The 20,370-nt window shown below is 71.8% G+C and carries 19 protein-coding genes; 6 read left to right on the top strand and 13 right to left on the bottom strand.

Annotated elements, in window-relative coordinates:
* Nucleotides 1-17: 17 nt before the first annotated feature.
* From secA to RIN46_RS03035, 8 genes are all read right to left on the bottom strand, one after another.
* Complete coding sequence (gene secA / locus RIN46_RS03070; protein ID WP_309080041.1) at nt 18-2,738, bottom strand: preprotein translocase subunit SecA; 2,721 nt, start codon at nt 2,736-2,738, stop codon at nt 18-20.
* Between the two features lie 202 nt (nt 2,739-2,940).
* The gene (gene hpf, locus RIN46_RS03065) at nt 2,941-3,621 is read right to left on the bottom strand and encodes a ribosome hibernation-promoting factor, HPF/YfiA family (protein ID WP_309080042.1); all 681 of its coding nucleotides are present in this window, start codon (nt 3,619-3,621) and stop codon (nt 2,941-2,943) included.
* 145 nt (nt 3,622-3,766) lie between these two features.
* Nucleotides 3,767-4,771 (bottom strand): phosphoribosyltransferase family protein, encoded by a 1,005-nt coding sequence (locus RIN46_RS03060; protein ID WP_309080043.1) that lies wholly within the window; start codon nt 4,769-4,771, stop codon nt 3,767-3,769.
* Between the two features lie 96 nt (nt 4,772-4,867).
* Nucleotides 4,868-6,613: an LpqB family beta-propeller domain-containing protein gene (locus tag RIN46_RS03055; protein ID WP_309080044.1), complete on the bottom strand. Its 1,746-nt coding sequence runs from the start codon at nt 6,611-6,613 to the stop codon at nt 4,868-4,870.
* Nucleotides 6,610-8,157, bottom strand: coding sequence for an MtrAB system histidine kinase MtrB (gene mtrB / locus RIN46_RS03050; protein ID WP_309080045.1), 1,548 nt, complete (start codon nt 8,155-8,157; stop codon nt 6,610-6,612). The genes RIN46_RS03055 and mtrB overlap by 4 nt, the downstream gene beginning before the upstream one ends.
* A 53-nt stretch (nt 8,158-8,210) precedes the next feature.
* Nucleotides 8,211-8,891, bottom strand: coding sequence for an MtrAB system response regulator MtrA (mtrA, locus tag RIN46_RS03045; RefSeq protein ID WP_309080046.1), 681 nt, complete (start codon nt 8,889-8,891; stop codon nt 8,211-8,213).
* 156 nt (nt 8,892-9,047) lie between these two features.
* Nucleotides 9,048-10,112 carry a hypothetical protein gene (locus RIN46_RS03040; RefSeq protein ID WP_309080047.1) on the bottom strand — a complete coding sequence of 355 codons (1,065 nt, stop codon included), beginning with the start codon at nt 10,110-10,112 and terminating at the stop codon, nt 9,048-9,050.
* On the bottom strand, nt 10,109-10,549 hold the full coding sequence (locus tag RIN46_RS03035) for a chorismate mutase (RefSeq protein WP_309080048.1): 441 nt from the start codon (nt 10,547-10,549) through the stop codon (nt 10,109-10,111). The genes RIN46_RS03040 and RIN46_RS03035 overlap by 4 nt, the downstream gene beginning before the upstream one ends.
* Before the next feature lie 155 nt (nt 10,550-10,704).
* Here RIN46_RS03035 and RIN46_RS03030 point away from each other — a divergent pair, with 155 nt between their 5' ends.
* Nucleotides 10,705-11,079: a hypothetical protein gene (locus RIN46_RS03030; protein WP_309080049.1), complete on the top strand. Its 375-nt coding sequence runs from the start codon at nt 10,705-10,707 to the stop codon at nt 11,077-11,079.
* Nucleotides 11,080-11,134: 55 nt separating this feature from the next.
* On the opposite strand, the gene mnmA is transcribed toward RIN46_RS03030, so the two are convergent.
* The 3 genes from mnmA to RIN46_RS03015 all read right to left on the bottom strand — a co-directional run bounded on the left by mnmA (nt 11,135) and on the right by RIN46_RS03015 (nt 14,391).
* Complete coding sequence (gene mnmA, locus RIN46_RS03025) at nt 11,135-12,280, bottom strand: tRNA 2-thiouridine(34) synthase MnmA (protein WP_309080050.1); 1,146 nt, start codon at nt 12,278-12,280, stop codon at nt 11,135-11,137.
* Nucleotides 12,277-13,467 (bottom strand): cysteine desulfurase family protein, encoded by a 1,191-nt coding sequence (locus RIN46_RS03020; RefSeq protein WP_375141837.1) that lies wholly within the window; start codon nt 13,465-13,467, stop codon nt 12,277-12,279. The genes mnmA and RIN46_RS03020 overlap by 4 nt, the downstream gene beginning before the upstream one ends.
* A 132-nt stretch (nt 13,468-13,599) precedes the next feature.
* Entirely contained in the window at nt 13,600-14,391 is a 792-nt protein-coding gene (locus RIN46_RS03015; RefSeq protein WP_309080052.1) for a hypothetical protein, read from the bottom strand.
* A 107-nt stretch (nt 14,392-14,498) separates the two neighbouring features.
* On the opposite strand from RIN46_RS03015, the gene folP reads away from it, so the two are divergent.
* From folP to RIN46_RS02990, 5 genes are all read left to right on the top strand, one after another.
* On the top strand, nt 14,499-15,470 hold the full coding sequence (gene folP / locus RIN46_RS03010) for a dihydropteroate synthase (RefSeq protein ID WP_309080129.1): 972 nt from the start codon (nt 14,499-14,501) through the stop codon (nt 15,468-15,470).
* Complete coding sequence (locus tag RIN46_RS03005) at nt 15,470-16,213, top strand: pyrimidine reductase family protein (RefSeq protein WP_309080053.1); 744 nt, start codon at nt 15,470-15,472, stop codon at nt 16,211-16,213. Before folP ends, RIN46_RS03005 begins: the two co-directional genes overlap by 1 nt.
* 44 nt (nt 16,214-16,257) lie before the next feature.
* On the top strand, nt 16,258-17,232 hold the full coding sequence (locus RIN46_RS03000; RefSeq protein WP_309080054.1) for a J domain-containing protein: 975 nt from the start codon (nt 16,258-16,260) through the stop codon (nt 17,230-17,232).
* A gap of 47 nt (nt 17,233-17,279) precedes the next feature.
* Nucleotides 17,280-17,753 carry a tRNA (cytidine(34)-2'-O)-methyltransferase gene (locus RIN46_RS02995; protein ID WP_309080055.1) on the top strand — a complete coding sequence of 158 codons (474 nt, stop codon included), beginning with the start codon at nt 17,280-17,282 and terminating at the stop codon, nt 17,751-17,753.
* A gap of 186 nt (nt 17,754-17,939) precedes the next feature.
* Complete coding sequence (locus RIN46_RS02990; protein WP_309080056.1) at nt 17,940-18,587, top strand: anti-sigma factor; 648 nt, start codon at nt 17,940-17,942, stop codon at nt 18,585-18,587.
* A gap of 54 nt (nt 18,588-18,641) precedes the next feature.
* Here RIN46_RS02990 and RIN46_RS02985 read toward each other — a convergent pair whose 3' ends face one another.
* A complete protein-coding gene (locus RIN46_RS02985) occupies nt 18,642-19,406 on the bottom strand; it encodes a PIG-L deacetylase family protein (protein ID WP_309080057.1) in 765 nt (254 codons plus the stop codon).
* Nucleotides 19,403-20,356 (bottom strand): electron transfer flavoprotein subunit alpha/FixB family protein, encoded by a 954-nt coding sequence (locus RIN46_RS02980; protein WP_309080058.1) that lies wholly within the window; start codon nt 20,354-20,356, stop codon nt 19,403-19,405. The genes RIN46_RS02985 and RIN46_RS02980 overlap by 4 nt, the downstream gene beginning before the upstream one ends.
* Nucleotides 20,357-20,370: the final 14 nt, after the last annotated feature.

The following is a 20,370-nucleotide window of genomic DNA, read 5'->3' as shown; positions in this document are numbered from 1 at the left end:
CCCGCAGGACTGCCGTGCTACTTGTTCTTCTTCTTGGTCCTGCGCTCCGCTCGGTTCGCCGGTTCGGCCGCAGCCTGACGCTCGACCTTCGTGGCTGCCTCGCCGGTCTCACTGGGCGCCGTATAGCGCAGCGATGCCGGCTTGGCCGGCGCATCCAGACCCGGTGTCGACAGGGTCGGCGCGGCGGCCGCTGCGCGTCCGTCGGTTACGCCGGGCAGGCTCACGGCCGGGGCTGCGGGCTTGGTCTCGACCTTGATGTTGAAGAGCATGCCGATGCTCTCCTCGCGAATGGACTCCATCATCGTCTGGAACAGGGTGTACCCCTCGCGCTGGTACTCCACCAGAGGATCGCGCTGCGCCATGGCGCGCAGGCCGATGCCCTCCTTCAGGTAGTCCATCTCGTAGAGGTGCTCCTGCCACTTGCGACCGATCACGCTGAGGACCACGCGGCGTTCCAGCTCGCGCATGTTCTCCGAGCCCACTGCCTCTTCACGGGCCTGGTACTGCAGACGGGCGTCGGACAGCAGTTCCTCCCGCAGCAGTCCTGCGGTGACGTTCCCGCGTCCGCCCGCCTCGGCGGCGACCTCGTCGAGCGTGATGCTGACCGGATAGAGCTGCTTGAGGTTGACCCAGAGCTGCTCGAGGTTCCAGTCGTCCGGGTTCCGCTCCGCCGTCGCCTCCGCGACCATGGCGTTGATGACGTCCTCCAGGAAGTGCTGGACCTTCTCGTGCAGGTCGTCCCCGTCGATGATCCGGCGCCGATCGGTGTAGATCGCCTCGCGCTGCCGGTTCAGGACGTCGTCGTATTTCAGGACGTTCTTCCGCTGCTCGGCATTGGTCGACTCCACCTGGGCCTGCGCGGTCTCGATCGCCTTCGAGACGATCTTCGATTCGAGCGCCATGTCGTCGGGCAGATTCGGGTTGTTCATGATCCGCTGGGCCGCGGCGGCGTTGAAACGTCGCATCAACTCGTCGGTCATCGACAGGTAGAAACGCGATTCACCGGGGTCGCCCTGGCGTCCCGAACGGCCGCGGAGCTGGTTGTCGATGCGGCGGGACTCGTGCCGCTCCGTGCCGAGCACGTACAGCCCGCCCAGGCTGCGCACCTCCTCGGCCTCCGCCTCCACTCGCTCCTTGCACTCGGTGAAGACCTGGTCCCAGACGCGCTCGTACTCCTCGGCGTTCTCCTCCGGGTCGAGCCCCCGGCGATTCATCTCGGCCACCGCGAGGAACTCGGCGTTTCCGCCGAGCATGATGTCGGTGCCGCGTCCGGCCATGTTCGTGGCGACCGTGACGGCTCCCTTACGGCCGGCCTGGGCGACGATGCCCGCCTCCCGAGCATGCTGCTTGGCATTGAGCACCTCGTGGCGGACCCCGGCCTTCGCGAGCTTCCGCGAGAGGTACTCGCTCTTCTCGACGCTCGTGGTGCCGACGAGGACGGGCTGTCCGGCCGAGTGACGCTCGACGAGGTCCTCGACGACGGCGTCGAACTTGGCGACCTCATTCTTGTAGATGAGGTCGGCCTGGTCCTTGCGCTGCATCGGGCGGTTGGTCGGGATCTCCACGACGCCGAGCTTGTACGTGCCCATGAACTCGCCGGCCTCGGTGGTCGCCGTGCCGGTCATGCCCGAGAGCTTCCCATAGAGGCGGAAGTAGTTCTGCAGCGTGACGGTCGCCATCGTCTGGTTCTCGGCCTTGATCTGCACCCCCTCCTTGGCCTCGATCGCCTGGTGCATGCCCTCGTTGTACCGGCGACCGGCCAGGGTGCGGCCCGTGTGCTCGTCCACGATGAGGACCTCGCCGCTGATGACGACGTAGTCCTTGTCCTTCGTGAACAGCTCCTTGGCCTTGATGGCGTTGTTCAGGAACCCGATCAGCGGCGTGTTCGCCGTCTCGTAGAGATTGTGGATCCCGAGGTAGTCCTCCACCTTCTCGATACCGGGCTCGAGCACGCCGACCGTGCGCTTCTTGACGTCGACCTCGTAGTCGGTGCCCAGCTCGAGCCGCTGGACGATGCGGGCGAACTCGGCGAACCAGCGGTTCACGTCGCCCTGGGCCTGACCGGAGATGATCAGCGGCGTGCGGGCCTCGTCGATCAGGATCGAGTCGACCTCGTCGACGATGGCGAAGCTGTGGTCCCGCTGGACGAGCTCGTCCTTGGACCACGCCATGTTGTCGCGGAGGTAGTCGAATCCGAACTCGTTGTTCGTGCCGTAGGTGATGTCCGCCTCGTACTGCTGGCGCCGGGTCGCGGGATCCTGCTTGGAGAGGATGCAGCCGCTGGTCATGCCCAGGAAGCGGAAGACGCGCCCCATCAGATCGGACTGGTACTCGGCCAGGAAGTCGTTCGTGGTCACGATGTGCACGCCGCCGCCGGTGAGCGCGTTGAGGTAGGCCGGGGCCGTGGCGACGAGCGTCTTGCCCTCACCGGTCTTCATCTCGGCGATGTTGCCCAGGTGCAGGGCTGCCCCGCCCATGAGCTGCACGTCGAAGTGGCGCATTCCGAGGGTGCGGTCGGCTGCCTCCCGGACGGCGGCGAAGGCCTCCGGCAGGAGGGCGTCGAGTGATTCGCCGCCGGCGAGACGCTTCTTGAAACTGTCGGTCTCCGCGCGGAGCTCCGAGTCCGTCATGGACCGGAACTCCTCCTCGAGTGCATTGATTGCGCTGACATACCCGCGAAGACGCTTGAGCGTCTTCTTGTCGCCGGTACGTAGGACGCGTTCTAGCAGTGACGCCACGTGGTAGCTCCATTTTCTATGGCACAGGAAAACTGGCTCGGCCAGTCTATACGCGCAGCCCACGGCGCAGGCCGCGGCAGCTGGCACGCGCCTGCGCCGCGAGCGAACGTCGGCCCGGCCGGGGCATGCAACGGGGGCCGGGCCCGCACAATGCGGCCCGGCCCCCGTTGCATCGGTTCCAGTCGATCGGTCCCCGTCCGGTTCAGACGGTGGCGGGCTTCTCGTCCCGGTAGTGGCGTGTCTCGACCGTCTCCGGCTCCTGGCGGTCGCCGTCGAGCGCGATGATGCCGTAGGACCAGCCCTTGCGGCGGTAGACGACGGCGCACTGGTCGGTGGCCTCGTCGACGAAGAGATAGAAGGGGTGCCCGACGAGTTCCATCCGGTCCACGGCGTCGTCGACGCTCATACGCGTCGCGGGGAAGACCTTCCGGCGGATCTCCACGGGGTTGGCGTGATCCTGCGACTCGTTCTGCTCAACCGGCTCGTCGGCGGTGGCGGCCTGGTGCAGCGGCACGTCGCTGGGTGCGGGGTCGAGCCCGCCCGTGGCCTGGAAGACGGCGGTCGGCGTGTGGCGGCCGTGATGGACCTTGCGCTTGTCGCGAGCGCGACGGAGGCGTTCCAGCAGCTTGCCGAACGCCAGATCGAACGCGGCGAACTTGTCAGCCGCGTGGGATTCGGCCCGGATCGCCGGGCCCTTCGTCATGACGGACAGCTCCACGGTGAGCTGGGTCTCGGGGTTCTTGCAGTGGGGCTCCTTCGTCACCTTGATATCAAGCCGCTGCAGCTTCGCGGCCAATTGTTCCACCTTGTCGACCTTCTCCTCCACGTACTCGCGGAAGCGGTCTGAGACGCTGATGTTGCGTCCGGTGAAAGTCATCTCCATGGTGTCCTCCTACGTCCTCGGTGACACGACAACGGCCGGAATCACGCTCATCCGGACCGCTGAAGATGGGTGCGTCGTCCCTTTCGGGATGCCCATACTTCACCGTAGATCACCTACGCCAGGATGCAAGAGATTTCCGGAATGTTTACCCGCCGTTGATGCCGACAGCCGCCGTCTCCGTTCCCCGTGGGTCGTGGGTCGCCGCGATCACCACGGCGCCGGCGACGACGGCGCCGGCCACCTCGAGCGCCCGGTGCGCCTCCGCGACGGTGGCACCCGTCGTCAGGACGTCGTCGACGATGACGCACACGCAGCCGCGGAGATCGACTCCGACCCGCATGCTCTCGCGCACCGCGGTCCGCGCACGCCGTCCCCGGCCCTTCTGCGCGCCGCTCCCGGCACCCCGGCCGGCACCGAGGCGCTGCCCGATCGCATCGATGAGGCGGACCGCGGCGCGGGAGGGCAGGAGGGCGCTCCAGGTCTCCTGCACCTGCAACGGGGCCGCGATCTGGAAGCCGGGAGGCTCCAGCCGGCGACGGCGCATCCACCGAAGCAGTTCGTGCACGGGCGCATAGCCTCGTTCGATGGTCGCGGACCGCCGGGACGGCACAGGGACGAGGAGCAGCCGCTCGGCGCCGGTCCATGCCTTCACGCGTCGAGCCTCCGGCGCGAAACTGTGCACCGCCCCGGCCAGAGCCGGCCCGAGGACCGTGACCAGACCGGTGCGCTGGCGGTTCTTGTACGCGAGCAGGCACGCGGAGAGCTCGCCGGCGTACGGGCCGGCCGCGACGACCGGCAGGGGACGGTCGAAGTCGTCCATGGGCAGCGACTCGGCCGCGTCCTCGACCCGGGCGGGCCGGACGGTGCTCCGGCGCATCCGTGCCGAGCAGACGCGGCACAGAACCGTGTCCTGCCCGCCGCAGGCCACGCACTCCGTCGGGGCAACCAGGCCGAGGAATTCCCGGACGGCCTCCGCAGCGGCACGCCCCGGATCGCCGAGTGCCCAGCCGTCCAGCCTCGCGGCAGCGCGTACCGGCTGTCTGGCTGGTCGGCCTGCGTCGTCCCCGCCGTCGTCGTCCGGTCGAGGTTCCCCGCCGCCGGCGCCGACGCGGTCTGCGGGGTCCCCGGGGACGTCCTCTCGAGTGTCCATCCGGCGAGGGTGGCACGAAGGCGGCACCCCGAGGACCGCCGGCGGAGGCCGTGTGGACGGAGCGGCGCGGACGGCGGACTGTGGAGGACGGGCCGATCAGCCGGGATAGGCGAGGCCGCGCATCTCGATCCCGTTGTCCTTCCACACGTTCGCCACCTGGGACCAGACCGTGCCCTGCGCCTCGGCGTAGACGATGATGTCGTCGCCGGGGCCGCTGGAGATGCTGGTCATGCCGAGGAGGACGTTCAACGGCTCCGTCCGCCCGTCGAGCCGCACCCGCTCGGGCCGGACAGGCTCGGTCCCGCTCGGATCCATGACGATGACAGCGTCTGTGGCATCCCAGACCACCTGTCCCACGGGTACCGAGACCGGCAGCATGGACAGCTCGGTGAAGCCCCGGGGCACGCCCGTCGAATCCCTGATGATCCCGATGACGTAGAGCCGACGCTCCTCGCCCCGGCCCGCGACGACGGCCGCCCGGGTGCCGTCCGGGGAGACCCGGAACGAATCGACCGTGAGCCCCTCGAGCCACTCGGCGGCGATCTCCGAGGTCTGCCGGTCCGCGAGGCCCTCCTCGGCTGACGCCCGGACGACCGTGACCTTGCCGGTGCCGGAGTCCACCGCCCAGAGCCAGCCGTGGACGTCCATGCTCGGCCGGATGAACCGTTCCCCCATCGCCGCCTCGGCCAGCGCACCGTCGGAACCGGTGCTCTGGGAGACGATGTAGACATGCGTCCTGTCGCCGCTCACGAAGGCGTACTGGCTTCCGCCGACCTCGGCACCGGCCGGCGACATGGCGGGCTCGATCGGGTCGTAGGAGCGGACGTCCGGGATGTTCCCGATCTCGATCGTGCTGCTGCCGCCCTGGTAGAGGACGAGCTGGCCGTCGGCGATCCCGATCTGGACATCCGGCACCTCGGCCTCGGCCGAGACCTCGACGAACTCCTGGGACCCCTCGAGGGTGATCGGTGTCTGGTTGACGGTCATCTGGACGGCCCCGATGTTGTTGACCCCGTCCAGGGTGAGCTCGAGCTGTTGCTGCATCCGCAGGCGCACCAGGGCGGAGGCGTCCGCGAAGACCGCTTCCTGGAAGTCCACCGTGGCGGTCCTCCCCTCCACGGGCACGGCGTTCCGGGCGAGTTCGCTGGTCTCCGGGAACGCGGTGACGACGGCGCCCTCGAGATACGGTCGGGGCCCGTCCAGCAGCGCCCGGACGAGCGTCGAGGCCAGGGACTGACGCCGTGCGAACCACCGGAAGTCCGGGGCCGCATGGGAGTAGGTGGCGTTGTAGAAGTAGAGCGGGTAGGAGCCGAAGACGTCGATGAAGCTGCCCTCCTCGAGCAGCGTGAGGTCGGGCGTCTCCCCGATGCGCCACTGCCCGTCGACCTCGTCGAGCACCATGCTGATCGTCTCGATTTTCGCCGTCTCATACCGTTGCATGACGCCGAACTCGTCGATGCGGGCCGTCGTGGCCACCTCGACCGCGAACTCGCCAGCGCCGGCCCCGCCGACCACGTTGGGCTGGCCCGTGTAGACCAGCGTGGAGGCACTGGGCTGCCAGGTCCGGGACAGCTGCGGCGTGAGGAATTCACGGGCGGTCCCGTACTCGTCGGCCGGCGAGAGGCCCGCCGTGATGAAGCCCTGGATGATCGACTCCGGCTCGGCGTCCTCGGCGGGTCCGGGCGGGTTGAACTCGTAGGCGACGCCGCCCGGCTGGGTGGCATCCGCGGCGCTGACGCCGACGGGGCCGTCGGTCGGAATCGACGCGCAGCCGCTCAGGGCGAGGACGACGACGGCCAAGCCGGCGAGCAGGGCCCGGCCACGGTTGAGGACGGTTCTCATCGCAGGGCCTCCCCGGATCCGAGTTCGCGCGGCGGCGACAGCGGGAGCGGCGACTCGGCGATCGTCCCGCCCAGCCGCCGTGGCAGCGTGAGCAGGAAGCAGGACCCGCCGCCGGGCTCCCCCCAGGCCTGCAGCCAGCCGCCGTGCAGCCTGGTGTCCTCCATGGCGATGGACAGCCCGAGGCCGCTGCCGCCGGTCGTGCGGTTGCGGGCGGGATCGGCGCGCCAGAAGCGGTCGAAGACGTGCGTGACCTGCTCCGTGGACATGCCGATGCCGTGGTCCCGCACCGAGACGGCGACCGCAGAGTCGTTGCCGCCGATGGTCACATCGATCGGACGCCCCTCGGAGTGCTCGACCGCGTTCATGACGAGGTTGCGCAGGACCCGTTCGACGCGACGGGCGTCCATCTGCACGACGAGCTTGGCCGGGCCGTGCAGCCGGAGCTCGGCGCCGGCCTGTGCGGCGTGGGGCTGGGCCGTCTCGAGGACGCGCTGGACCACGGGTCGCAGATCAAGGTCGTCGGCGTCGAGCGCGGCCGCCCCGGCGTCGAACCGGGAGATCTCCAGCAGGTCGCTCAGCAGGATCCCGAAGCGCTCCACCTCCCGGTAGAGCAGCTCGGCAGACCGCCGGTTGACGGGGTCGAAGTCGTTCTTGGCGTCGTGGAGCACCTCGGCCGCCATCGCGACCGTGGTCAGCGGTGTGCGCAGCTCGTGGGAGACGTCGGAGACGAACCGCTGCTGCATCTGCGACAGCGTCGCGAGCTGGACGATCTGGTCCTGCAGGCTGGAGGCCATGTGGTTGAAGGAGTTCCCCAGGCGGGCGACCTCGTCCTCGCCGCGGACCTCCATGCGCTCCTCCAGGCGCCCGGAGGCGAGCTTCTCCGAGACGGCCGCCGCGTTCGAGACGGGGCCGACGACCAGCCGCGTGGTGTACCAGGCGATCAACCCGATGACGACGAGGAGCAGGATGCCTGCCAACAAGACGGTGCGGTGGAAGAAGTCGAGGGTCTCCTGGACGCTGGAGAGGTCGTAGATCCAGTACAAGCCGTAGTCGGCCCCCGGCGGGAGCGTGACCCGGGTGCCGAAGGCCAGGCCGGGCACGCGTTCGTTGTCGACGACATAGGAGATCGACTGCCAGTAGATGCCGGCGCCGTCGCGGACCGCCTCCGTGAGCTCGAAGGGAACCGTGCCCGTGGTCAGCCCCGGCGAGGCGATGGACGGCACGTACATCGTCTCGCTGCCGGGCAGCAGCGCGAGAACGAAGGCCCGTTCGCCGCTGGCGCCCTGGTGGGCGTGCGCCTCCAGGGTCTGACGGACGTCCGTCCACACCTGGTCCCGCTCTCCCCCCGTCTCGAGGGAGGCGAAGGTCGCCTTGACGTTGTTCAGACCGTTCATAGCGTCGCCCTGGAGCTGGTTGAATCGCTCGTTGAAGAGGCCCGAGGCGACCTGGTGGGAGACGAACACCCCGGTTGCCCCCAGGGCGAGCGCGGAGAGGGTGAGCGTGACGGCGACGACCCGCAGCTGCAGGGAGCGCCTCCAGATCATGGCGGCCAGCCGCCATGCCAGACGCGCGCGCTTGGCGAGCCGGCGGATCCAGGTCAGTTCGTGCCCGCCTTGTAGCCGACGCCCCGCACGGTCAGGACGACCTCGGGGTTCTCCGGGTCGCGCTCGACCTTGGAGCGGAGCCGCTGGACGTGCACGTTGACGAGCCGGGTGTCGGCGGCCGCGTGCCGATAGCCCCAGACCTGCTCGAGCAGCTGGTCGCGGGTGAAGACCTGCCACGGTTTGCGCGCGAGGGCGACGAGGAGGTCGAACTCGAGCGGTGTCAGGGAGAGCCGCTCGTTGCCGCGCATGACGGAGTGGCCGGCGACGTCGACGGTGAGGTCGCCGATGCGGAGCGTCTCCGGCGCCTGCTTCTCCCCGGGACGCAGCCGTGCCCGGACGCGGGCGATGAGCTCGGCCGGCTTGAAGGGCTTGGGCACGTAGTCGTCCGCACCGGACTCGAGGCCGCGGACGACGTCGGCCGTGTCGGACTTCGCGGTCAGCATGACGATCGGCGCATCGCTCTCGGCGCGGATCTGCCGGCAGACCTCGATCCCGTCGACACCGGGCAGCATGAGGTCCAGCAGGACCAGGTCCGGGTTCGACTCGCGGAAGGCCTCCAGCGCGGCGGCCCCGTCGTTGCAGAAGATCGGATCGAAATCATCGTTGCGCAGAACGATGCCGATCATCTCAGCCAAGGCGTCGTCGTCGTCAACCACCAGAATCCGGGCCTTCATGACTCCCCTTCGTCGCAGCCGTCGCGGCGTGGCCGCGTGCATCCAGTCTTTAGCCTAACCGGAACGGAGCCGATCACCGGTCAGCGGCGCGGGATCCAGCGGATCCCATCGAGCGGACGACATGGACGGAGACGCCGCCGCTGGTCGGCGGACGGGTCAGGCGGCCGCTTCGGCGGCGATCTGGCTCAGGGCCTCGGCCGTTCCCGTCAGCGCCGTCAGGACGGAGCGGACCGCGACCGGGGGCAGCCCCGCCAGGCCGTCGGCGGGCATGAGCACCGCTTGGGCGAGCTGGGCGTCGCCGAGCCCGAGCTGCCGCCACGGGCGGTGGACGCGGCGGACCATCTCGGTCACGCGGGGCAGCCGCGGACGGTCGTCGACGTCCAGCTCCAGCCACGACGGGTCGAGCAGGCCGAGCCAAACCGAGCGCCCGCCCTCGACGAGCCCCGCCAGTTGCTCCCAGGCCGCCGTGTCGAGTGCGGCGACGTTCAGGCCGGCGCCGTCGAACCCGGCGCCGGTGAGCGCCTCCACGACGACGGACACGTCGGCGGGGTCGACGTCGGTGCTGAGCACCGTCTCCGCGCCGGCATCCCGCAACGCCTCGGCGACCGTGCGCCATGCGGCGGAAACCTCGTGCCGCGGCACCGATCGCAGGGTCCGGTAGCCGCTGACCGTCGGCACGGCACCGGCGAGGACCGGGCCCAGGCCGGACTCGTCCACCTCCACGACGACGCGCTCGACGCCGGTCCCCCGCCGCACCGCGTCGACGTGGCGGGCGGCCCCGACGGCGAGGGAGTCGGCCAGGTCGCGCCGTGCCCCGTGGTCGCTGAGCGCACGCTCGCCGTTGGCCAGGTACAGGCTCTTCGCCAGCGCCAGCGGGCCGACGATCCGCAGCTTGAGCTCCGCGGCGGGCTCCGACTGCGCGCCGAGCACGTCCGCCGTCGCGTTGATGTCGCTGCGCAGCGCGCCGGCGATCCGCCCGGCGTCGCGGCCGGGGCGCGTGGCCAGACGCCACCCGTAGGAGTGGAGGTCGACGTGGAGCTCCTCGAGAAGACCGGCGGTGCGTCCCACCGGGTCCGATCCGACGCCGCGGTCGGGCAACTCGATGAGATGCGGCAGGTGCGGGCTTCCGAGCTCGCCGTGGACGATGCGGGAGGCCTCGAGCGGATCGGTGCCCGGCATGGGGCCGCGGGCTGTGGCGCGGACGGTATGGCTCGACGTCATGGGTGCTGCTGCTGTGCGGGGTCGTGCTGGTGGCTCTGCGAGATGGCCTCGTGGTGGCGGATGACCTCGGAGATGATGAAGTTCAGGAATTTCTCGGCGAACGCGGGATCGAGCTGGGCCTCCTCGGCCAGTCGGCGCAGGCGGGCGATCTGCGCTTTCTCCCGCCCGGGGTCCCCGGCTGGCAGCCGGTGCCGGGCCTTGAGGTGCCCCACCCGTTGGGTGGCCTTGAAGCGCTCGGCGAGGAGGAAGACCAGTGTCGCGTCGATGTTGTCGATGCTGCTGCGCACGGCCAGCAGTTCCCGCATCACCGCCGGGTCGACGGCACCCTGCAGGGAGCTCGCGGCGGGATCGTAACCGTCGGCGTCCCCGTCCGACGTCGGCTCCGCGGCTGGCGTGGGGTCGGTGTCCTCGGCGCGCGCCGGCTGCGTCTCGCTCATGCGCCCCAGTCTAGTCGCCGGGCACCCGTCGAGGCCCGCCCGGCCCGGGACTGTTGCGCGGGACACGCCGGCGGACCGCCGGGCCGATCGGTCGCCCGATCCGCCCGCGCCCCCGGAGGTGCGCGGCTCCCCCGGTGCGGCTACGCTGGCGAGCTATGCTGACCCGCCGAGACGCCGCCATCGCCCTGGACATCCCCCTCGAGATGGCCGCGCGCCACGGAATCCCCGCCCGGCTCTCCGAGGCAGAGCTCCGGGCGCTCATCGCGGAGCCGCCGGCCTGGCTGGCCCAGTCGAAGGCGAACCGCACCGGCAAGCGGCCGGTCTGGCTCCACCTGACGTGCACGGTCTGCGGGTTCACGGAGGCGGTCCGGCCCAAGAAGTGGTGGCCGGACTTCGACTTCCTCTACTGCGCCTCCCACCCGGCGCGGGAACTTCCGCCGACGGCACCGGGGTGCGTGCGCTGCGAGTACGAGGAGGTCGGCACCCGGCTCACGGGCGTCGTGGACGAGCCGGGCGCCCCCTCCGCCTGACCGGCGTTCCCGGCAGGCCTCGGCCCTCTGGCCGGTCGCCCCGGGTCTGCCGCGGTCAGGAGACGGCCGACGGATCCCAGGACCGGCTCCGGGCCGAGTTGATCGTGGCCTGGCCGAGGACGCGCGTGCCCTGGTACAGCACCATCGTCTGACCGGGAGCGACGCCCTTCAGGGGGCCCTCGAGGTCGACGACGAGCTCGTCCAGGGCGTCGTCCTCCTCCGTGTCCGTCGTGACCCACGCACGGGCCGGCACCGGGTCCGCGTGGGCGCGGACCTGCACCATGCACTCGAACTCCTCGCCGGCCTCGGCCTCCGGCAGCGGCAGGCCCGCCCAGCTGATCCTGATGCCGCGCAGCCGGTCAACCTCCAGCAGGTCCTGCGGGCCGACGACGACCTTGTTCTCCTTGGGCCGGATCTCCAGCACGAACCGCGGCTTGCCGTCCGCGGCGGGCCGGCCGATCTTCAGGCCGCGCCGCTGGCCGACGGTGAACGCATGCGCGCCGGGGTGCGTGCCGATGTCGTTCCCCTCGTGGTCGACGATCTCCCCCTCGGTCATCTCGATGCGCTCGGCGAGCCAGCCGCGGGTGTCCCCGTCGGGGATGAAGCAGATGTCGTGGCTATCCGGCTTGTTCGCCACCGTGAAGCCGCGCGCGGCCGCCTCGGCCCTGACCTCGGCCTTCGACGGGGTCTCCGCGAGGGGGAACAGCGAGTGCTTGAGCTGCTCGTGCGTGAGGACCCCCAGGACGTAGGACTGGTCCTTGGCCCAGTCGGCAGCGCGGTGCAACTCCCGGGAACCGTCCGGGAGCTCGACCACCTTGGCGTAGTGGCCCGTGCAGACGGCGTCGAACCCGAGCGCGAGCGCCTTCTCCAGCAGGGCGGCGAACTTGATCCGCTCGTTGCAGCGCATGCAGGGGTTGGGGGTGCGGCCCGCCGCGTACTCCGCGATGAAGTCGTCGACCACGTCCTCCTTGAACCGCTCGGAGAAGTCCCACACGTAGTAGGGGATGCCGAGCTTGTCGCAGGCACGCCAGGCGTCGTTGGAGTCCTCCACCGTGCAGCAGCCGCGGCTGCCGGTGCGCAGGGTGCCGGGCATGCGGGACAGCGCCAGGTGGACGCCGACGACGTCGTGCCCGGCGTCCACGGCCCGGGCCGCCGCCACGGCGGAGTCGACGCCGCCGCTCATCGCTGCCAGTACCCTCATGCCGCTCCTCCCGTTCCTGCTGTCCGAATGCTGCTCTGCCGGGCCGCCAGCCCGGCCCGGCGGGCCCGGGCGGAGGCCTCGCCGATCGCCGCGACCAGTGCGTCGACGTCGCCAGCCGTCGTCGTGCGCCCCAGCGTGAACCGCTGCGCCCCGCGCGCCCGCTCCTCGGTCAGGCCCATGGCGAGCAGGACGTGGCTCGGGCGCGGCACGCCGGCCGTGCACGCTGAGCCGGTGGAGGACTGCACGCCGAGCATGTCCAGCACGAACAGGAGCGAGTCGCCCTCGCATCCCGGGAACGTGAAGTGCGCGTTGGCCGGCAGCCGCTCCCCCGTGTGACCGCGGTCGGCGGGTCCGCTCAGCTGCGCCTCCGGGACGGCGGCCGTCACCCCGTCGATCAGCCGGTCCCGCAGCCGGGCGAGCCGCTCGGCCTCGGCGGGGAGGCGTCCGACGGCGTCCCGCGCGGCCGCCGCGAAGCCCGCCGCCGCGGCGGCGTTGAGGGTGCCCGAGCGCAGGGCCCGCTCGTGGCCCCCGCCGTGCTGGACGGCGGTGAGTGTGGCGTCGCGGCGGACCACGAGCGCTCCGATGCCGACGGGGCCGCCGATCTTGTGCGCGCTGACGGCCATCGTGGCGGGGCCGGCCTCGGCGAAGTCGACGGGCAGCGCCCCGAAGGCCTGCACGGCGTCCGAGTGGACCGGGATGCCGTGCGGTTCGGCGAGCGCGACGACGTCGCGGACGGGCTGGACCGTGCCGACCTCGTTGTTGGCCCACATGGCGGTGACGACGGCGATCCGCTCCGGCGCGGCCGCGATCTCCGCGCGCAGCCGGTCCAGGTCGATCCGCCCGAGGCCGTCCACCGGGACCCAGCAGACGTCGGCGCCCTCGTGGGTCTCGAGCCACTCCACCGTGTCGATCACGGCGTGGTGCTCGATCAGCGGGCAGAGGATGCGGGTCCGGCGGGGATCCTCGGCCCGGCGCGCCCAGTAGAGGCCCTTGAGCGCCAGATTGTCGGCCTCGGTGCCGCCGGACGTGAGGACGATCTCCGTGGGGTGGCAGCCCGCCGCCGCGGCCAGTTCCTCGCGTGCGTCCTCGACGACACGGTGGGCACGGCGCCCGGCGCCGTGGAGGGAGGAGGGGTTCCCGGTGCGCGCGAGCTCGGCGGTCATGGCCTCGAGCGCGGCCGGTGCCATGGGCGTCGTCGCGGCGTGGTCGAGGTAGACCGGTCCCGGCGGGGCGGGGGCAGGGATGGAATCCACGGTCTCCAGAAGCGGGTCGGGTGCGGGGTGGGGAACGGAGCCGGGCGGCTCTGCGCTCCCCCGATTCTACGCCTCCGGCGCTTCCGGCGGCCCCGCGGGAGGCGGGTTGACTTCGTCACCCGCTGCGTCCAGGCGGATCTCGCAGCCGACCCGCAGCGCCTCCAGCCCGGAGTGCTCTACGACGGCGCGGATCAGCTCCTCCGGGCCGGAGAGGAGCGTGGAGTCCTCGTACAGCTCCGTGGAGAGGAACCAGGACCGGTCCGCGGGCCACGCGAGGTCCGGCGCCTGACGTTCGGAGACGGCGTCGTTCTGCGCCCAGAGCGGCTCGGCCAGATCGGAGGCAGTCCCGCGGAAGATCCAGTAGGTCTGGTACCCGGACGGGTCCAGCTCGAGGACGTCGGCCTGCTCGGCGGCGGTCAGCTCGATCCGGGCGCCGTCCTCCGCGGTGATGCCGGCGGCGAAGGCGTAGCCGTTCCAGAGCCCCAGGTAGAGGCTGTCCGGGGTGCCGGTGTGCGCGGACAGCAGTGCGGCGAGGTGCGACAGGTCCGGCTGGGGCAGGCCGTGAGCCGTCGGGGCGTCGCCCTCCCAGGCGTCCTCGCAGAGCGCGTAGCCGGCCTCGTCGATCCCGGCGAGCGCGGCGAACTGCGCGCCCGGGTGGAAGACCGTCCCCCGGGCCCGGGCGACCGTGCTCCAGCGCACGGGTCGGCCGTCGAAGTCCCTCGCCGGGTGGAAGATGCGGGCCACGGCGGGATGGCCGGAGGGGACCTGGGTGGCGACGGTGGGGACCGCGGAGGCCTGGGCGTCCCGGAACTCCGCGACCCAGCGGCCGGCGGCGGAACCGGCGAAGGTGATGGGCATGTCCACCAGCGTACAAGTCGCCCGGCGACCCGCGCGTCCGGGGCGCCGGGGGCAGAGCCCGCGGGCCTGATAGGAATGGGGTGACGACAAGGAGACGTACCGTGGGCATGTTCGAACCGCAGTTGCTGCATCCGGTGCACGAGTTCGGGCACCGCACGGTGGACTTCTCCCGACGGATCGCGGTCATGGCGATCGTCAACCGCACCCCGGACAGCTTCTACGACGGCGGATCGACCTACGGGCTGCGCGACGCCGTCGACGCGGCCCTGCGCGCCGTCGAGGCCGGCGCCGACTGGGTGGACATCGGCGGCGTCCCCTTCGCGCCCGGACCGGCGCTTCCGGCCACGGAGGAGGCGGAGCGCATCGTCCCGGTGATCCGGGAGGTGCGGGCGCAGTCGGACGTGATCATCTCGGCCGATACCTTCCTGCCGTCCGTCGCGGCCGCCGCGATCGAGGCCGGGGCCGACGCCGTCAACGACACGACCGGCCTGGCCGACCCGGAGCTCGCCCGGGTCGTCGCCGACGCCGGTGTGCACCTGGTCCTGACCCACTCGCTGGCCCGCCCGCGCACCGCGTACCCCCGCCCCCGGTACGACGACGTCGTGGCCGACGTGCTCGACTTCCTGCGCCGGCGGATCGACACGGCCTTGGAGGCGGGTGCGGCACCGGGGCAGCTCATCGTGGACCCGGGGCACGACCTGAACAAGAACACCCTCCACACGTTGGAGCTCACCCGGCGGTTCGAGGAGGTCGCCGGACTGGGCTATCCCGCCCTGGCGGCTGTGTCCAACAAGGACTTCATTGGTGAATCGCTCGGCCTGCCCAAGCGGGGCCGGACGGCCGGATCGCTGGCTGCGGCGGCGATGTGCGCGATGAACGGTGCCCGGATCGTCCGGATGCACAACGTCGAGGAGTCGGTGCAGGCGATGCGGCTGCTCGAGGCGGCCATGGGCTGGCGGGAGCCGGCGTACCTGCGGCACAACATGGGCGAGGCCAACGCGCCCGCGCCCGACGACCACCCGTCCGGCAGCGCTCCGGCCGCCGGAGGAACCCCACGAGCCCAGGAGACGAGGCACTGATGCTCCCAGTCCACCAGTCCATGACGGACGCCGATCTGCTGGAGGCATACGCGCCCCCGGACGCGGCCGACCCGTTCGTGCGGTTCAACTTCGTCTCCACACTCGACGGCGCGGCGACGCACGGCGGCACCTCCGGCGAGCTCGGCAACGAGGCGGACCAGCGGATCTTCGCGCTCCTGCGCCGGTTCGCCGACGTCATCCTCGTCGGAGCCGGCACGGTGCGCGCCGAGGGGTACGGCGGGGAGCTCCTCGACGGTCCCGCGCAGGACTGGCGCCGGGCACGGGGTCTGACCGCCCACCCGGCCGTCGCCGTCGTGAGCGGCTCCCTCGGCCTCGAACCGGACGGCCCGTTCCTCGCCGAGTGCCCGGTGCGGCCGCTCATCCTGACCGGCCCGGAGGCGCCCGAGGCCCGTCGGCGACGCCTCGAGGACGCGGCCGACGTCGTCGTCCTCGAGCCCGGGACGACGGCGGCGGCCATCGTCGGGGCCCTGTCCGCGTGCGGCCACCGGGTGATCCACAGCGAGGGTGGACCTCACCTGCTGGGCACGTTCGTCGCCGGCGACGCCGTGGACAGCCTCTGCCTCACCCTCGACCCGCGGCTCGCCGGCGGCCCGGCGCGACGGATCGCCGTCGGCGAGACCGAGCCGGACCTGCGCCGGATGGCCCTGCACCACCTTCTGACCGAGGACGACGCACTCTTCCTCGAGTACCGGCGCCCCGCTCCGGATCGGCGGCCCCGCTAGCCTCGCGCACGTGACGGGCCGCCGGCGCGGGCGGCTTCGTTAGGATGGTGGCCCACGGCCGGACCGGAATCGACGAGAGGCGGAGCGTGCCCCAGCAGCGGACGCACTACGAGATCCTCGGCGTGCCCCGGGACGCCAGCACCACGGACATCAAGGCGGCCTACCGGCGCGCCGCCCGGAGGACCCATCCCGACCACGGCGGGGATCCGTCCGAGTTCCGCCTCGTCTCGCTGGCCTACGAGACGCTCTCCGACGAGCGCGCCCGCGCCGCCTACGACCGCAGCTACGGCGGCTCCTCGGCCTACACGCGTGCCTCCGACGACGAGGCCGCCTCCTACCGGGCGTCGACGACCACGGCGCCGACCGGACCCGCCCGCCGGAGCACCGCGACGGAGCCCACCCGCTACGTCCCCCCGTACCGCGACGACGTCGTCCCGGTGCTGAGCCGGGCGCTCGCCGAGCAGCGCGTGCACGGCGTACCCCGCAAGCGCGGGCTCTTCACCGGGCAGTCCCGGCTCCAGCGCGAGGCCCGGACTGTGTCCTTGCTGTCCAACCAGGTGCTCTCGGTGCTGCCGTCGGCCCGTCTGGTCAACGGGCTCCACTCCCCCGCCGACCGCGGATTCGTCGATCACGCGGTCCTCGCCGGATACCGCCTCGCCCTCGTGGACTCGATGCTGCTGCCGCGCGGCGTGTACCGCTGGGACGGGGAGACCCTGCTGCAGAACGGCCGTCCCATCTCCCCGCCGCGGCTGGCGCCGGCCGTGCGCCGCATGCAGGACCTGCTGATGCCCGAGGTCAACGTCACGGGCTGGACCGTGATCCACGCCCCGGACGGCAACCTCCACGAGCCGGTGATCGACTACGCGCGCGGCGCCGAGCCCTCCTCCGCGGCCGCGCCGATGCACGTGGTCAACGCCGCGAACCTGGTCCGCGAGCTGAAGCTGTTCCTCGCCACGGGACCGGAGCCGAACGTCGTGGACGTGCCACTGCTCGCGCGCCTGATCGGCGGCATGTACTGACAGCCGCCGGCCGGCACCGCCGTGCTCCCCGGCGCTAGGATGTCCCGGTGTTCAAAATCCTCTTCTACGCGCCCGAGATCCCGGGGAACACCGGGAACGCCATCCGCCTCGCCGCCGTCACCGGGGCGGAGCTGCACCTGGTGGAGCCGCTGGGCTTCGACTTCGACGACGCCAAGCTGCGCCGGGCCGGACTCGACTACCACGACCTCGCCCTGGTGACGGTGCACCCGTCGCTGGAGGCCGCCTTCGAGGCCCTACTGCCCGCGCGGGTCTTCGCGTTCACCGCCGAGGGGCAGACGCTGTACTCGGACGTCGAGTACGCCGCGGGCGACGTGCTGATGTTCGGGCCGGAGTCCGTCGGACTGCCCGCCCACGTCAAGGAGGACCCGCGCGTCACCGACCGCATCAAGCTGCCGATGCTGCCCTCGCGCCGCTCCATGAATCTCGCCAATACGGCCTCGATCGCGGTCTTCGAGGCCTGGAAGCAGCACGGATTCGCCGGCGCCGGCCCACGGAGGTGAGGCTGCACACCTCGGTGTCTCCCGGACTCGTCCCGGTCGGCCCGTTCGGCCGCGCCAGCACGGCGGCCACGCCGCACCCGGCCCGCTCCCACGCTTCACGCACGTGCGCGGGGTAGCGTGTAATGTAACGGGTCGGTAACGCATCGGGCCCGAAGCGAGTCGGGTGGAACGGAACGGATGGAGATCATGGGCGAACGCGCCGAGGCACGGCGGTCGGAGGGCCGGAGGTCCGCAGGTCGGGACCCCGAATCGCGCCACGCCGGACGCCACGAGGTCGGGCACGATGCCGCGGATCCCGAGCCGGCCCCGTCGGACGACCACCCCGAGCGCGACCTCGGTCTCTCCCTCGTCGACGAGGTCGCCACGTCCAGGCCGGAGCGTCGCGACAACCGGGCGACGAAGCGGATGCTGCTCGTCGTCGCCGTGGCGGTCGTCCTCGCCGGCGTGGTCGCCGCGTTCCTGGCCCTGTCCCCCCGCGATGTCGTCGCGGACGTCCGCGCCGCCTCCGACGCCCGGCCGCCCGTGAGCGTCGAGTACGACGGCGGCGGGTCGGCCAGCGTCGTCGTCTCCCCCGACGAGAACGCCGGCTTCGTCGAGATCGCCGGGATGCCGACGCCGGAGGGCGGCATGGCCTATCAGGCCTGGGTCGTCGAGGGCCGGACCGGGACGCACAGCCCGCTCGACCCCTTCGAGCCCGGGACGGGCAGCGGGGCCGTCGGTTTCACCGGCCTGAAGGACGTCGCGACGGTCACGGTCACGCTCGAGCAGGTCGGCGGGACGGACCGGCCGTCCAGCGAGCCGCTTGTGTCGATCGACGTGCCCCCGGTCGAGTAGGCGCAGCCCCTCCAGCGCGGCCGATCGCCGGCTTCCGAACCCGCCGCAGCGGGTTCAGAAGCCGGCGATCGTGTCGTCCGCGTTGACGGCGACGACGTGGAAGGCCTCCGCGAATCGGCCGGCGGGCAGACCCGCGTCGGCGGCCTTCGCGGCGAGCTGGCGCCGCACATACTCCTCCATGCGCCCGACGTCGGGGTGCTGGCTGAGGTGCTGGCGGAGCGCCTCCAGCTTGGTATCGACGTGCTCCGTGATATCCACCCGGTGGTTCTCCCGCTCCGCCGGCCCCGCGTAGAGCCACAGCCAGCGCAGCCTGAATGCCTCGAGGCCCTCGGCCTGCAGACCCGGGTAGGCGAAGGGATTCTCCACCGCCGGGTACACGGCCCGGGTCACGGCCTCTCCGCAGGCCAGGTGGTCCGGGTGGGATCGCTGGAGCCGGGTCCAGTCCCGTTCCGGATGCATGGCGAGCACGACGTCCGGCCGCAGCCGCCGGATCAGCGCGACGACCTGCTCCATGACCGTGTGGTCCGGCTGCAGGAACCCGTCCCGGTGCCCGAGGAAGTGCACGTGCTCCACGCCCACGCGGCGGGCGGCGTCGAGCTGCTCCTGCCGGCGCAGCTGGACGATGCCGTCGCGGTCAGCGGGGTCGAAGCCCCCCGCGTCGCCGTCGGTCATCAGGCAGTACTGGACGTCCACCCCGGCCGCGGTCCAGGCCGCGACCGTCCCGGCGGCCCCGAAGTCGAGGTCGTCCGGGTGCGCCGCGAAGGCGAGCACGCGTTCGACCCGCTCGCGCTCCGGTTCGAACGCCGCGCCTCTACTCACGCCCGGCGCCGCTGGATCTCCGCCGCCGCCTGCGGGAGGATCTCGCCCAGGTCGCCGACGATGCCGAAGTCGGCGATCTCGAAGATCGGGGCGTCGGGATCGGAGTTGATCGCCACGATCGTCTGCGCGGTCTGCATGCCCGCCTTGTGCTGGACGGCGCCGGAGATGCCCGCCGCGATGTAGAGCTGCGGGGAGACGGTCTTGCCCGTCTGCCCGACCTGGTAGCTGTGCTCGATCCAACCGGCATCGGTCGCGGCGCGGGATGCGGCCACGGCGGCGCCGAGGACGTCGGCGAGCTGCTCCACGGCGGCGAAGTCACCTTCGACGCCGCGGCCGCCGGCGACGACGATCCGGGCGTCGTCGAGCGAGGGACGTCCGGAGAGCGGCTTCTCCTCGGTGGACTCGATGCGCGCCGCCGGTCCGGCCTGCGGGACGGAGATGGCGCGCAGGCCGGCGGTGCCGGAGCCCCTCTCGGCCGGCTCGACGCTGTTGGGCTTGACGGTCGCGACCGCGATCCCCGTGGTCGCCCGGGACTCCGCGGTGTAGGCGCCGGCGAGGACGGACTTGGTGAAGGTCTTGTCGGGACCGACGGCGACCACGTCGGTCACCACGCCTGCGCTGAGGCGGATGCCGGCGCGCGCGGCGATCTCACGCCCCTCCCCCGTGTTGGACAGCAGGACGAGGTCGGCGCCGGCGTCCTGCGCCGCGGCGGCGACGAAGGCCGCGTGCGGCGCGACGAGCTGGTCCTCCAGCGGGGCGTCGGGCACGACGACGGCGGTGGCCCCGTAGGCTCCGAGGGCGGCGGTGGCCGCCTCCGGGAGCTCGGCGGGAACGGCGACGACGACGTCGCCGCGCGACGCCGCGATCGCGAGCAGCTCCCGGTCTGCCTTGCCCGGCTCGGAGCCCTGCGCGAGCGAGGGCGAATCCAGATAGACGAGTGTGGTGCTCATGTTGTCTCCCTCGG

The sequence above is a fragment of the Zhihengliuella sp. genome, from assembly GCF_031178195.1.
Classification (GTDB): domain Bacteria; phylum Actinomycetota; class Actinomycetes; order Actinomycetales; family Micrococcaceae; genus Zhihengliuella.
Note: the sequence above shows the minus strand (reverse complement) of the source record. Positions and strands in the feature narration are given on the sequence as shown.